A 14,352-nucleotide genomic window follows, 5' to 3' on the forward strand; every position below is an offset into this window, starting at 1 on the left:
CCATGACAACCAAGGAAATGGAATACGGCCAGGATGACAAGACCGTCATCCTCAACCGCAAGGGCGAAGCCCGCGCCGAAAGTCCGCTGACCGACTTCAGCGCGCCGCCGAAATTCGAGCAGCTCGAAGAGCGCATGATCTTCGCCGCACGCCTGCGCCCGGCGGAGAGCTTCAACATCAGTCTCAACCCGTTGGTGGCCGCGGCCTCCTCGCTGCTCTCGGAAGTGGTGCGCCTCAAGCACAGCTTCGAGAGCGAGGATCTGGACGCCCTCAACCAGCGCCTGACCCGCGAGATCAAGGTGTTCGAGCACCGCGCCCTGCAGGATGGCGCCGAGAGCAGCCAGGTGATGGCCGCGCGCTACGTGCTGTGCACCGTGGTCGACGAGGCGGTGGTGACCACCCCCTGGGGCAACGAGAGCCAGTGGTCGCAGATGAGCCTGCTGTCCTCCTTCCACAACGAGACCTTCGGCGGCGAGAAGTTCTTCCAGTTGCTCGAACGCCTGTCGCGCAACCCGGTCAAGCACCTGCCGATGCTGGAGCTGATGTACCTGTGCCTGTCGCTCGGTTTCGAGGGCAAGTACCGCGTGCTGCAGCGCGGCATGCTGGAACTGGAAGCGGTGCGCGACAGCCTCTACCGGCAGATTCGCCAGTTGCGTGGCGACGTGCCGCGCGAGGTGTCGCCGCACTGGCAGGGCCTCAAGGACACCCGTCGACGCCTGGTGCGCATCGTGCCCTGGTGGCTGGTGGCCCTGTTCACCCTGATGTGCCTGGTGATGATGTATGCCGGCTTCGCCTGGGTACTGGGCGAGCAGCGCGACACCGTCCTCAAGCCGTATCAGCAACTCGACCCGGCCTCGGGTGTCAGCATGGATGACGTGAAATGAAGAGCTTTTTCGCCAAATTAGGCGCCTTTTTCCGCAAGACCTGGGTCTGGAGCCTGTGCCTGGTGCTGGTGCTCGCCCTGCTGGTGTGGTTCGTCGGCCCGCTGCTGGCGGTCAACGACTACAAGTTCTGGGAGTCGGCCACCAGCCGCCTGCTGACCATCAGCCTGATCTTCCTGCTCTGGGGTCTGGCCATGGTCTTCGCCAGTTGGCGTGCCACCGCGCGCAAGAAGGCCGCCGAGAACGACGCCGACGCCCAGGAGCGCCTGCGCCGCGAGGAGCAGGTCAACGAGGAGCAGGCCGAGCTGCGCCACCGCTTCAAGGACGCCCTGCGCACCCTCAAGCGCTCAAGCCTGTACCGTGGCCGTAGCGAGAAATGGCGCAACGACCTGCCCTGGTACCTGCTGCTCGGCCCGCAAGGCAGCGGCAAGACCAGCCTGCTGGACTTCTCCGGCCTGGACTTCCCGCTCAACCGTGGCGAGAGCCAGCGCCTGACCAAGGACGTCTCCGGCACCCGTTACGCCGACTGGTACTTCGCCGACCACGCGGTGCTGATCGACACCGCTGGCCGTTACCTCACCCAGCCTGACGCGCAGGTCGACAGCAGCGGCTGGAATACCCTGCTCGGTCTGCTGCGCCAACGCCGTGCGCGTCCGCTCAATGGCGTACTGGTGAACATCCCGGTCGAGTACCTGCTGGGCGGCAGCGAAGTGGAGCTGGAAACCCTGGCCCGCCAGGCCCGCCAACGCCTGCATGAAATCCATCAGCGCCTCGGTGCCGACGTGCCGGTCTACCTGGTGCTGAGCAAAGCCGACAAGGTGCTGGGCTTCGACGAGTTCTTCGACCAGCTCTCGCGTGAGGAAAGCGAGCAGGTGCTCGGCGCCAGCTTCCGCAAGGAGCAGAACCCCAGCGACGTGGCCGTGGTACGCCAGGAGTTCGAGGAACTGCTGCGCCGCCTCAACAGCCAGGTGATCCTGCGCATGCACCAGGAGCGCGACACCCAGCGCCGTGGCCGCATCCTCGACTTCCCGCACCAGCTCGGCCTGATCGGTGAGCGCCTGTGCCTGTTCATCGAACTGGCCTTCGCCGGCAACCGCTACCAGCGTGCCAGCAAGCTGCGCGGCTTCTACCTGACCAGCGCGCCACAACTGAACGAACAACTCGACCCGTTGACCGCCGGCATCGGCCGCAACATCGGCCTGACCGACAGCGCCCTGCCCACCTTCCGCACGGGCCGTGCGCGCTTCATCAACCATCTGCTCAGCCGGGTGATCTTCCCCGAGTCGGAACTGGCTGGCCTGGATCAGAAGGAAGTACGCCGGATCGACTGGGGCCAGCGCGCCATGTACGCCACCGCCTTCGTCGTCCTGGCCGTGTTCGGCGTGCTCTGGGCCACCGGCTTCTCGGCCAACCATGGGCGCCTGGAAGAGCTGCGTGACATCGCCCAGAAACTCACCCAGGAGCACGACTCGATCAACCCGCAGGACGATGCCCTGCAAGTGCTCAAGGCGCTGGACAGCAGCTACGCCGCCACCCAGGTGTTCCCGCCCAAGGGTGACGTTTCCTACCTGCAACGCACTGGCCTGTTCCAGGGTGAGGCGGTCAACCCGCCGGTGTACTCGACCTACCGTGCCGAGCTGGAAAACCTCCTGCTGCCACGCGTGGCCCGGCAACTGGAGGCGCAGATCCGCGCCAACCTGGGTGATCGCGAGCGCCTGCTCGGCAGCCTGCGCGCCTACCTGATGCTCAACCTGGAAGAACGCCGCGACCCCGACTTCCTCAAGGAATGGGTGGCCGCCGACTGGTCGGTGCGTTACACCGGCAACAGCCTGGCGCAGCATGGCCTGAACACCCACTTCGCGCGTCTGCTGAGCGAGCCGTTCGCCCCCTATGCGCTCAATGCGCAACTGGTGGCCCAGGCACGCCAGGTACTGCGCAGCGAGTCGCTGGCCAACGTAGTCTATCGCATGCTCCGCGAGCAGGCACGCAGCCTGCCGGACTACCGTCTGAGCCAGAAGCTCGGCCCGCAGGCCGGGCTGATCAACGGCAGCGACTACGCCATCCCCGGCTTCTACACCCAGAGCGGCTACAGCAAGACCTTCACCGCCCAGGGCGGCAGCCTGGTGCGCGAGATCCTGCGCGACAACTGGGTACTGGGCGAAGGCGAAACCCTCAGCGCCGGCGACCTCAGCCGCCTGATGGTGGAGCTGGAGCAACTGTACTTCCGCGACTACGGCAACTACTGGGGCGAGGCCATCGCCCAGCTCAGCCTGGAGCCCATCGGCAGTGCCGGGCGCGGTGCCGCCATGCTCAATGGCCTGACCGCCGCCAACTCGCCGTTGCTGCAACTGCTGGTGGAAATTCGCGACAACACCCGCTTCAAGGGCCTGGCCGAAGCCGCCGATGATGCAGGGGCTGCCGCCGATGCGCTGGAAGGTGCCAAGGGCAAGCTGGGCAAGGCGGCCAAGCTGGCCAGCGCCGCCGCCGAACAGGCTCAGCAAGCCCTGGCCAAGAACACCCCGGACACCGCGCGCAAGACCCTGGAGCGCCGCTTCGAGAGTCTGCACAAGCTGCTCGACGACAACGGCGGTGCCGGTGTCGACCTGGCAGCCGGCATGCAGGCACTGGACGAGCTGCAACGGCAACTGGCCAGCCTGGCCAACGCCGGTGCCAGCGACCAGGCCGCGTTCGAGATGGCCAAGGCGCGCATGGCTGGCAAGCGTGACGCCATCAACCAGGTGCGCAGCGCCGCCGCGCGTCTGCCGCAGCCGGTGGGCAACTGGTTGGCACTGCTGGCCGAGGATAGCTGGACGCTGGTGTTGAACGATGCTTACCACTTCCTCAACCAGCGCTACCAGAGCGAGCTGTACGCCGCCTACGACAACTCGCTGAAGCAGCGCTACCCGTTCGCCGCGCACAGCGAGAGCGACGTGGCGGTGGCCGACTTCCGCGAGTTCTTCAAGGCCCAGGGCATCGCCGAGCGCTTCTTCGACCAGTACCTGCGCGCCTTCGTCAGCGGCAGTGCCGACGAATACCGCCTGCGTCGCGTCGATGGCCGTGGTCTGCCGCTGTCGCGCGAGTTCCTCCTGCAGATGAGCCGCGCCCAGGTGATCCGCCGCAGCTTCTTCGCCGAGAACCCGGCCGAGCCGCAGGTGCTGTTCAAGCTCGAGCCCTACTCGCTGGACTCCAGCCTGAGCCGCGCCGACTTCCGCTTCGGCAATCAGGAACTGGAATACCGCCACGGTCCGATCGTCGCCACCGCCTTCCGTTGGCCAGCAGCGGGTGGCGAGGATCGCACCAGCCTGGTGGTCGAGGAACTGGGCGGGCGCCGTGTCGGCATCGAGAAGAACACCGGCCCCTGGTCGCTGTTCCGCCTGCTCGACCTGATGGACGTGGACTACCACAGCGGGCGTGACGTGCTGATCCTCAAGGCCAACCTTGGGGGCTTGCATGCCAACTACCTGCTGCACAGCCAGCGTTCGCCGAATCCGTTCGACATCGGCCTGCTGCGCAGCTTCAAGTTGCCGGCGACGCTCTGATGAGCGCTGTTGCCAACGCCTGGCGCAGCGCCGCGCGCACCGACACCGGCAAGGTGCGCGCGCGCAACGAGGACGCCTTCCTGGCCCTGCCCGAGCAGGGCCTGTGGGTGGTGGCCGATGGCATGGGCGGGCACCAGAACGGTGCCCTGGCCAGCCGCCTGGTGGTCGAGCATTTGGCCGAGTTGCCACGCGATGGCGGCCTGGCAGAACGCCTGGTGAACCTGCGCCAGTGCCTGCATCGCCTCAACCATCGCCTCGGCCAGGAACTGACGGTGACCGCCGAACGCACCGACACGGTGATCGGCACCACAGTGGTCGCCCTGCTGCTGGAGGACGACCGTGCCGCCTGTGTCTGGGCCGGCGACAGCCGCTGCTACCTCTGGCGTGGCGCGCGGCTGTACCAACTGAGCCGCGACCATTCCTTGGTGCAGCAATTGATCGACGAACAGGGCCTGGCGCCGCAGGAGGCCGCGCGCCACCCGGCGGCCCATGCCTTGACCCGCGCCATTGGCGCCAGCGAAACCCTACAACTGGACATTCTCGAACTCGACGTGCTGCCCGGCGATGTCTTTTTGCTGTGCAGCGACGGGCTCTACCAGGGCGTTTCCGCCGACACACTGGGCGCCTGCCTCAACCTGCCTTCGCCGCACCTGGCCGTGGAGCGCCTGTTCCAGCACGCGCTCGACGGCCCAGCCCGTGACAACATCAGCGCCGTGGTAATCCGCCGATGACCGAATCCGCCGAAGCCAGCAACCTCACCTACTTCGCCCTGGCCGCCACCGCTGCCAAGCCCGCCGAGCGCGCAACCCCGCGCCAGGCGCCGGGCGAGCTGCCGGACGTACTCGGCGGGCGCTACAAGATCGAGCGCCTGCTCGGCGTCGGCGGCATGGGCGCGGTGTACCGTGCCCGCGACCTGCTGCGCGAACAGTTCGGCGATCCCGAACCCTACGTCGCGCTGAAAACCCTCAGCGACGACTTCGCCGAGTACCCGGACGCCAACGCTCTGCTCTACAGCGAGTTCGCCCTCACCTCGCGGCTCAACCACCGCCACGTGGTGCGCCTGTTCGGCTTCGAGGTGGACACGGCCTGCCAACGCGCCTTCATCACCCTGGAGCTGATGCGTGGCCTGACCCTGGATCAACTGCTCTGCGAGCGCCCCGAAGGCCTGAGCTGGGAAGAACTGCGCGATATCGCCATCCCCCTGCTCGACGCGCTGGCCTACTCCCATGAACTGGGCGTGCTGCACGGTGATCTGAAGCCCAGCAATGTGATGCTGGCCGACGACGGCCTGCGCCTGTTCGATTATGGTCTCGGTCAGCCGGTGGAAGGCCTGCTGCCCGGCCTGCCACGCCTGTGCCGCAATCGCATCGCCGCCTGGACGCCCCGCTACGCCGCACTGGAACTGCTCGAAGGCGCCGCGCTGTCGGCCGCCGCCGATGTCTACGCGGTGGCCTGCGTGCTGGTGGAACTGGCCAGCGGGCAACACCCGTTCCGCCGCCTGAGTGCCAAGCAGGCCAGGAGCATGGAACTGGACAAGCACCTGCAACGCCCGGCGCAGGTGCCCCAGCACTGCTGGCAGGCCCTGCGCACCGCGCTGGCCTTCGAGGAAAGCCAGCGGCAGATCGATTGCAACGCGCTGCTCGAGGCCTTTCGCCGGCCACCGGCTTCGCGTCTGCAACGCTGGCTGGGCAAGGCATGACAGGCAGTTGAAAACGGACTCACTCGAAAGGATACGCACATGTTCAACCCGGCCAACGAAACCCATTTCAGCCTGAACATCGAGGGTGTCGAGCACGACCTGCAGGTGCTCGAATTCAACGGACGAGAGGCCGTCAGCCAGCTCTACCGCTTCGACGTGGAACTGATCAGCGAGCGCCCCGACCTCGACCTCAAGGCCCTGCTGCAACAGCGTGCCTTTCTCGCCTTCAGCCCTAATGGCGATGGCATCCACGGCATCATCCACCGCGCCGAGCAGGGCGAGTCCGGCAAACGCCTGACCCGCTACCGCCTGAGCCTCGTGCCGCAGCTCAAGCTGCTCGAATACCGCACCAACCAGCGCATCTTCCAGCACCTGAGCGTGCCGCAGATCGTCGCCCAGGTGCTGGAAGAACACGGCATCGTCCAGGGCCGCTACGAGTTCCAGCTCGGCCCCACCGTCTACCCCGAACGCGACTACTGCGTGCAGTACGACGAGAGCGACCTGCACTTCGTCCAGCGCCTGTGCGAAGAGGAAGGTATCCACTACCACTTCCGCCATAGCGAAAGCGGCCATGTGCTGGTGTTCGGCGACGACCAGAGCGCCTTCGCCAAGCTGGGCCGGCCCACGCCTTACATTCAGGACAGCGGCATGACCGCCGACGACCCGGTGCTCAAGCGCCTGGCCCTGCGTCTGGAAACCCGCACCCGGCGCACCACCCGCCGCGACTACGACTTCGAGCAACCGCGCCTGCTGCTGGAAGCCACCTACCAGGGCGATAAGGCCGGCGAGCTCGACCACCTGCCCGCCCTGGAAGACTATGACTATCCTGGCCGCTACACCGACCGCACACGCGGCAAGCACCTGGCCAAACGCGCCCTGGAACGCCACCGCAGCGACTACCAGCAACTGCAAGGCAAGAGCGACCAACCGCGCCTGGTCAGCGGCCACCTGCTGGAAATCTCCGAACACCCACAACGCGAATGGAACGCCCTGTGGCTACTTACCGAAGTCATTCATGAAGGCAAACAGCCGCAGGTGCTGGAAGAGTCCATCACCAGTGATTCAGCCCTGCGCCGAACGGCTCCCTCGCCCCTTTGGGGAGAGGGGGACAAGAGCGACACCGACTTTCACCAAGGCTACCGCAACCGCTTCCTCGCCACCCCCTGGGACGTGCCCTTCCGCCCGCCGCTGAAACACCCCAAACCCAAGGTGCTGGCCAGCCAGACCGCCGTGGTCACCGGCCCTGCCGGCGAAGAAATCCACTGCGACCAATATGGCCGGGTGAAGGTGCAATTCTTCTGGGATCGTGAAGGCCAGGCCGACGACAAGACAAGCTGCTGGCTGCGCGTCAGTTCGAGCTGGGCGGGTGATCGCTATGGTGCCATCACCATCCCGCGCATCGGCATGGAGGTACTGGTCACCTTCCTCGAAGGCGACCCCGACCAGCCGCTGGTCACCGGCTGCCTGTACCACGCCGAACACGTGGTGCCCTACGACCTGCCGGCGAACAAGACCCGCAGCGTCTTCAAAACCCTCAGCAGCCCCGGCGGTGGTGGCTACAACGAACTGCGCATCGAGGATCGCAAGGGCGCCGAGCAGATCTACCTGCACGCCCAGCGTGACTGGGACGAGAACATCGAGCACGACCAGAAGATCCGCGTCGGCAACGAACGCCACGACACAGTGGAAAAGAACAGCTACACCGAACTGCTGGCCGAGGAACACCTCACCGTCACCGCCGAGCGCAAGGTGGAAGTCAAACCGCAGGATCACCTGACGGTAGGCACCGACCAGCACATCAAACTCGGCACCGCGCAACTGACCAAGGCCGGCCGCGAGATTCATCTGAAGGCCGGGCAGAAAATGGTCATCGAAGCCGGCATCGAACTGACCATCAAGGCCGGCGGCAGCTTTATCAAGCTCGACCCTGGCGGCATCACCATCAGCGGCCCATTGGCCAGACTCAACGCCGGCGGCTCACCGGGCAAGGGCTCAGGCATCGGCATCAAACCGCCCGTACTGCCAGGCGCGGCGGATAGTGACAAGGCGGGGAGTTTGTTGGAGCAGGCATTCGCCAACCTGCTCAACCCCAGCAAGAAAGTGAAGAGAACCATAAACTTTTCGGGCTGAACCAAGCGATGAATAAGAGGATGAAGAAACGCTCTCTGCAATACACCGCCGGCCGGGTAATGCTGTGCATCCTGTCCTGCGGATACCTGGCGGGTTGCGCCGCCCTCGAGCTCGAACCCATCACCTACGAGGAAGCCCTGACCCAGTATCTGGAAGGGGGCGGTATCGAGAACTACCGGTGCGCGCTGCTGCCCGCCGATGAGCAGTACCGCGCATTGCCCGACGCCCAGCCGATCGCCGTGGAAATCGATGAGGTGCTGTTCGTCAAGATCGACGGTTCCATCCAGGAGCTGCAGCAGACCGATATCACCGAGACTCGTGCGGCCTACGCCCGGGCCGACATGAGCGCCACGCTCACCATACTCAGGCAGTTCAACCAGACCGAATACAACGAGTCGGATGACCGCTACGTCGACCTTGCTTTCGAGGCAGGCGGCAAGACAGAGACCTACAAGACCTTCGGAGCGGCTTGCGGCCTCTGACCGTTCAATACGTTTAATACCCAGGACAAGACATGACAAGGCGTCGCTACAAAATCGTCGAAAGTGTTGGCAGCCGCACCGAGAACGTCAATCGCTACGAGGATCTCGCCAAGCACCACCCATCTGCAGGGCGCGAACCGAACCGCGACTACGCGACCATCAGCGGTCAGCTCGAAGAGGTACGCCGCGTCGGCGGCCGTACTCTGATCAAGAAGGACTTCGTGCTGCTAGTCGATGGCAGCAACCGCTCCATCCCCGTTCCCAGCCCTCTGGCCGGCTATGCCAAGACCAACCGCGCCTACGGCACGCTGAAGATTTTCGATGCTCCCAGCAATGGCAAGCTGCTCGGGCAGGTTCTGCACCTCGACCCGGCCTTCAAGGTCAAGGATGGCGACGCCATCAGCTACGGCCAACACATCGGCGTGCAGGCCGGAACGGGACGGACCGGGGCACAGAGCTATGCGATTCACGTGCATGCCGAACTTGAGGAAGCCGACTTCAAACGCTACATCGCCGACATGGTCAATGGCACCCTCAACCCGGACGAGGAAAAGCCGAACGCCGGCGGTGGAGAAGAAAACGCTGCCAAGGGGGACTGGTGCTACCCGTGCACCGCGTCTGCCGGCCATGCGCTGCAACACCTGACCGCCTTGAGCAAGGCCAAGGCCGGGTTCTACCCCATCGGTGGAAACGGCCTGTGGCACGGCGGTATCCACCTGGACAAGGGCACCAGCGAAGCCTTCGATCAGAGCCGCGTCAACTGCATCACCCATGGTGAAGTGGTCGCTTATCGCATCGATGACGAGTATCCCGTCAGCACCTATGCCGGCCGGCCACCACTGCAGATCAGGGCGCCGTTTTCCACCGGCTTCGTCCTGGTCAGGCATACGCTGCAGCCCAAGGCCCCGGCAACCACTGACGAGTCGAAACCCAAGCCGCCGAAGCTGACCCTCTACAGCCTGTACATGCACCTCAAGTGCTGGAAGGACTACCGCCAGGACGAGAAGCTGGTGCGACCGACCTTCTGGGGTGCCGGTATCTATACGGTCAACACTCGCAGCGGCGAACTCAATGTCAGGGCCGAAGCCCGCAGCAATGCCTCGATTATCGGCAAGCTCAGCAAGGGCGCCCAGATTCGCGCCTCGGGCGAGGGCGCCTTCCTCAAGCTCGAACAGGTGATCGGTGGCAATGACCAGCCCGCCCTCACGCCAAAGGAGGACGGCAGCCTGCCGGGCTATGTCGCGTCTTCCTTCCTGACGTCTCAATCGCAGCCCAAGGCCACGGGCTCGGTGGTGCTTCTCGATCCGCCCGTGCCAATCAAGGCCGGCGACCTGATCGGCCATGTCGGCAAGTACCAGAATCAGAGCGACGGCTCGCCTCAGGAATTGCTGCACCTGGAGGTCTTCAGTTGCGAAGACGTGCCGGCGTTCGTCAGCCAGAGCCGCACCTGGGCGCAGAGCCTGCCGGACGAGGAAAAGAGCCTGCTCAAGATCCACGCCGGGGCCAGCAAACTCATTGCGCACCGCGATGACATCAAGAGCGACAACCCGCCGAAACTAAGCGATGAAGGTACCCAGATCGACGTCGACCTGATCCTGCCGCAGAGCCTGCTGGATGCGCTGCCGGCCGAGGCCCGGATCAAGATTCCGGCCAGCAAGACGGCAAGCGGCGAAACCCCCGAAGTCCGCTGGTGGCGGCTCGACGATCTGCTGGCCGACAAGGACGGCAAGCCGATCAACGGCTGGCTGGCGGAGCAGGAACTGATCACCACCCGCCACAGCCCGTGGGAATGGGAAGGCTTCGATTTTCTCGAAGACGCCGATCCCCCCAGTTCGGGGCTGGCCTATTACCTCAATGCAGCTCGCCGCCTCTCCGAGGATGAACAGGCCAGCTACCAGGGCGCCATCGACCAGTCCGACAAAGGCCCGGTGCGCAGCCGTCTCTACGACATCATCGACACCAACCGCGATGGAAAGATGACCGCCGAAGAAGTCAAGGCAGCACTGGAAAAGCCCTGGCATGCGCAATCCATCTCGCAGCTCGTCACGCGCCACGACAGCGAGTGGTTCTGGGACGCGGCGCGCTGGGACGAACTTGACGAACTGATGGGTCACGCTCCCGACGACCCCAACCAGGACTGGGCCGAAGAGAAGAAACGCATCCAGACCCTGAGCTGGTGGAGTGATGTCGCCGGTAGCTTGGAGCTCGACGCGGCCGGCAAGGCCTGGCACTTGCAGCCGATCAACTTGGTAATCATGCACAACCTCTCGGCTTCGAGTTCCGAACTGATCAGCGTCGAGAATATGAAGAAAATCTTCCCGTCTTCCCAGGAGGCCGTACGGGAAGAAGTGCGGACACTGTTCAACAAGTACGCAGGGTTGTTCGAGGTCAACACGCCAGAGCGGGTTTCCCAGTTCTTCGCCCAGGTCAAAGCCGAAGTGGGCGACGCGCTCGTAGGCAAGGAAGAGGACCTGTGGTATTCGACGACTGCGCTGCGTAGCCTGTTCGGCAGGTATTTCAATACCTACCCACAGGAAGCGGACGAGCTGGGCTACAAACGTATCTCGATACAGCAGTACAACGCCCTTCCCGCCAGCGCGAAGAGCAGCTACAGGGTCATAAATAAATATGCCTACTCGCAACTGCCGCAGGAAGATGAAATCGCTAAGCGCATCTACTGCTGCAGCGTGCCCGGGCAGAACTTTCATCTGACCCCTGGGGGCTGCGCGGAAGGGCTTTCTTATAAGGGTAAAGGTTTCATTCAGCTCACTTGGAAAGAAAACTACAAGGCGGTGGAAAACCTGCTCAAAGCCAAGATTCCCAACGAAAACATCAATATCGTCGCCAACCCGAACCAGGTGCTGGAAACCAAGTACGGCTTGCTGACAGCCCTGGGCTTCTGGGAATGGCAAAGCCTGAATGCGAAGTCAGGCAACAGCACGGATCACACGGACGAGATCACCAAGATCGTGAACCTCCACACCAAGAGCTACGACAAGCGCAGAGAGAACTTCGAGTTCATTTACGGGATACTGAAAAATGCAAAATGAATCGAGCCTGCCGCGTTTCGCGCTCACCTCCCTGCTGATGCTGGCCGGTGCCCTGGCCCACGCCGAAACGATGCGGCCCGAAGGCCTGTCCGCATTGCAGGAGCTACGCATCGCCGAGGGTAACGCAGGTGCCCAGCGCCTGCAGATCACCAACCGTGCAGGCAAGGTGGTGCTCGACACGGACAATGCCCTGCCGGGTATCGAGAACGAATACTCGCCCAAAAGCTACGACGGCTACATGGCGGAGCTGCTCGCCGAGCACCAGGCCAGGGCAACGGCCATCGATCTGCAGGGCGAGCGCCATGTCCTGCTTTCGCCCACCACCCAGGCCGGGGATTACCTGCTGCTGATCACCCGTGAAGAGGGCAACGGCGCTTACAACTTCAACCTGAAATTCAGGTACGACGGCGCCACGAAGTCCTTCGACCTGACCCAGATCCTGCTCAACGAGAACGACATCCAGTGCGACCAGTCGCTATTGAGCAGCTATGCCATGGACAGCAAGGCCCTTGGCGCCACGTCGATCGCCGACTTCGATGGTAGCCGCGCCTTCGGCACGCTGAGGGCGTTGCGCCTGGCGCACCAGACATCGGCCAGCACGGCGGAGAAACTGATGCCCGAGGCGGTCGCCAGCAATTTCGACGCCGCCCTGAAGGCTTACAAGGCGGGTAATGCACAGGAACTGAAAACCCTGGTCGGCTACTTCCTCTCTGGTGACGAGGATGGCGACTGCGATCCCGGCAATTACATCGTCGAGAAATACTACTTTCCGCAAAGGGTCGGCTGGTCGAATGACCTGGGCTTTCTGTTCGAGCAGGCCGGTCATTACCCGGAGGCGGTGGAACTGCTGGGGCACATCACCCGCAAGCACCCGGACAGGATCGTCGCCTACCTCAACCTGGCGGATGCCTACTGGGCGCTGGGCGAGCGAGCTCAGGCCCGGGAAGCCTACGGCCAGTATCATGAGAAGATGCTCGCCGCTCAGAAACAGGCCAGGATTCCGCCGCGCGTACTGGAGAGAAAGTAGCGCGTGGCGGTCAGGGCCGTTTTGCGGCCAATGCCTGCTGCAAAGCCCCCGCCTCCTTGAACACCTTCTCCTCAACCAACTTCCCATCCTCCAACTGCAGCCACAGCACTTCGCCCTCGCCAGCCGGGTAGCGCGGGGCGATGCGGGCGTCGCGGTCGAGGAGGATGCGGTAGTTGTAGTCGCGCATCTTCGGCAGGGCGAAGAGGGTGGCGATGATGCTGGGCATGCGGCTGATATCGGCGAGGAACACCGCCTGGCGCTCGTCCAAGTAGCCCTTGGGTTTGCCTTCCAGGGCGGCGTTGACCAGCTTGGCGCCGTCCATGTCGCGGGCGACCAGCAGGATGTGGGTTTTGTCGTTCAGGGTGTAGGGGGCGTCGAACTGATCCAGCAGCGTCCAGGGTGCTAGGCGCTCGCCGGGCTCCAGGGCCAGTGCAGCGGTGGACAGCAGGCACAGCAACATCAAGAAAACAGCTTTCATGCTGGAACTCCTAGGCTTTGTACGAAAAGTGCCTGCGCTCGGTGATGCTTCGTTAAAAACGGGTTCGGAATGCTCATTTACAGCTCGTAAACTCCGCTTCCTCACCCGTTTTTGCCTCGCCTGACCTTCGCTCGACGACTTTTCGTTCAGAGCCGCGCAGGGATAGCAGGGGTTAAAGGTCTTCGTCGGTTACCAGGCGCACTTCGCTGGCATCCAGGGCGTAGGCGGCGTCGGCCAGATCATTGCTGATCTTCTCCACCTTGAGCGTGCCGCTTACCCAGATGGGCGCGTAGATGTCGTCGAGCGGAATGCCCTTGGGGTAGCGCACCAGCACCAGTTGGTTGGGCGGTGGTGGCGGGACGTGGATGCAGGCGCCGGGGTAGGGCACCAGGAAGAACAGGGTGCTATTGCCTTTGGCGTCGTTTTCCAGCGGTACGGGGTAGCCGCCCAAGCGGATGGCCTTGCCATCCAGCGCGGCGACGGTCTTGGCCGAGTACATCACCGCTGGCAGGTTCTTGTCCTGCTGGCGCAGGCCGCCCTTGCTGTAGAAGGTGCTGTCCCCTTCGGGAGTGTCATGGCTGATCTCGGGCATCTCTTCGAGGGCCTTGCGGTCATCCGGGGGCATGAGGTCGAGCCAGTCGGTTTCCGGCAGTTCGGCACGGGCCAGGCCGGTGAATAGCAGTAGAACGAGCAGCAGGTGGCGCATGGTGTGGGGGATCTCGTGGCGGCGGTAAGCGAGAGCCGGCGTACCGGCTCCTGCGCAGGAGGGCGGGTCAGCCCTTCTTGATCGCGCCGTAGATTACCAGCAGAACGATGGCGCCGATCACTGCGCCGATGAAACCGGCTGCCTGGCCGGCCTGGTAGATACCCAGCGCCTGGCCACCGTAGGTGGCAGCAATGGAGCCACCGATGCCGAGCAGGATGGTCATGATCCAACCCATGCTGTCATCGCCGGGTTTGAGAAAGCGTGCAACCAGACCGACGATCAGGCCGATGAAAATGGTGCCGATGATGCTCATTACATGTCTCCTTGATAAGGCCGCTAAAGGGCACCTCTAAAAACTAC

11 protein-coding genes are annotated in these 14,352 nt (G+C 63.9%); 8 read left to right on the forward strand and 3 right to left on the reverse strand.

Going from position 1 to position 14,352, the window contains the following annotated elements; all coding sequences use genetic code 11:
* Positions 1–2 precede the first annotated feature (2 nt).
* The 8 genes from icmH to ACSVIK_RS06780 are packed head-to-tail and all read left to right on the forward strand — an operon-like array spanning position 3 to position 12,808.
* Positions 3–884, forward strand: coding sequence for a type IVB secretion system protein IcmH/DotU (icmH, locus tag ACSVIK_RS06745; protein WP_268180289.1), 882 nt, complete (start codon positions 3–5; stop codon positions 882–884).
* Entirely contained in the window at positions 881–4,420 is a 3,540-nt protein-coding gene (gene tssM, locus ACSVIK_RS06750; RefSeq protein ID WP_442443585.1) for a type VI secretion system membrane subunit TssM, read from the forward strand. Before icmH ends, tssM begins: the two co-directional genes overlap by 4 nt.
* The gene (locus tag ACSVIK_RS06755) at positions 4,420–5,151 is read left to right on the forward strand and encodes a PP2C family protein-serine/threonine phosphatase (protein WP_268180285.1); all 732 of its coding nucleotides are present in this window, start codon (positions 4,420–4,422) and stop codon (positions 5,149–5,151) included. The genes tssM and ACSVIK_RS06755 overlap by 1 nt, the downstream gene beginning before the upstream one ends.
* Positions 5,148–6,119, forward strand: a complete 972-nt coding sequence (locus tag ACSVIK_RS06760; RefSeq protein WP_442443586.1) for a serine/threonine-protein kinase — start codon at positions 5,148–5,150, stop codon at positions 6,117–6,119. Before ACSVIK_RS06755 ends, ACSVIK_RS06760 begins: the two co-directional genes overlap by 4 nt.
* 39 nt (positions 6,120–6,158) lie before the next feature.
* The gene (gene tssI / locus ACSVIK_RS06765; RefSeq protein WP_442443587.1) at positions 6,159–8,249 is read left to right on the forward strand and encodes a type VI secretion system tip protein TssI/VgrG; all 2,091 of its coding nucleotides are present in this window, start codon (positions 6,159–6,161) and stop codon (positions 8,247–8,249) included.
* A gap of 20 nt (positions 8,250–8,269) precedes the next feature.
* Positions 8,270–8,731 carry a hypothetical protein gene (locus ACSVIK_RS06770; RefSeq protein WP_442443588.1) on the forward strand — a complete coding sequence of 154 codons (462 nt, stop codon included), beginning with the start codon at positions 8,270–8,272 and terminating at the stop codon, positions 8,729–8,731.
* A 32-nt stretch (positions 8,732–8,763) separates the two neighbouring features.
* Complete coding sequence (locus tag ACSVIK_RS06775; protein ID WP_442443589.1) at positions 8,764–11,781, forward strand: hypothetical protein; 3,018 nt, start codon at positions 8,764–8,766, stop codon at positions 11,779–11,781.
* Positions 11,771–12,808 (forward strand): tetratricopeptide repeat protein, encoded by a 1,038-nt coding sequence (locus tag ACSVIK_RS06780; protein WP_442443590.1) that lies wholly within the window; start codon positions 11,771–11,773, stop codon positions 12,806–12,808. Before ACSVIK_RS06775 ends, ACSVIK_RS06780 begins: the two co-directional genes overlap by 11 nt.
* Before the next feature lie 10 nt (positions 12,809–12,818).
* Here ACSVIK_RS06780 and ACSVIK_RS06785 read toward each other — a convergent pair whose 3' ends face one another.
* From ACSVIK_RS06785 to ACSVIK_RS06795, 3 genes are all read right to left on the reverse strand, one after another.
* Positions 12,819–13,286, reverse strand: coding sequence for an FAD/FMN-containing dehydrogenase (locus ACSVIK_RS06785; protein WP_442443591.1), 468 nt, complete (start codon positions 13,284–13,286; stop codon positions 12,819–12,821).
* Between the two features lie 172 nt (positions 13,287–13,458).
* Positions 13,459–13,992: a DUF3299 domain-containing protein gene (locus tag ACSVIK_RS06790; protein ID WP_442443592.1), complete on the reverse strand. Its 534-nt coding sequence runs from the start codon at positions 13,990–13,992 to the stop codon at positions 13,459–13,461.
* A 67-nt stretch (positions 13,993–14,059) separates the two neighbouring features.
* Positions 14,060–14,305 (reverse strand): GlsB/YeaQ/YmgE family stress response membrane protein, encoded by a 246-nt coding sequence (locus ACSVIK_RS06795; RefSeq protein ID WP_277373422.1) that lies wholly within the window; start codon positions 14,303–14,305, stop codon positions 14,060–14,062.
* Between the last annotated feature and the right edge of the window lie 47 nt (positions 14,306–14,352).

The sequence above is a fragment of the Pseudomonas sp. NCHU5216 genome, assembly GCF_052156495.1.
Lineage (GTDB): Bacteria > Pseudomonadota > Gammaproteobacteria > Pseudomonadales > Pseudomonadaceae > Aquipseudomonas.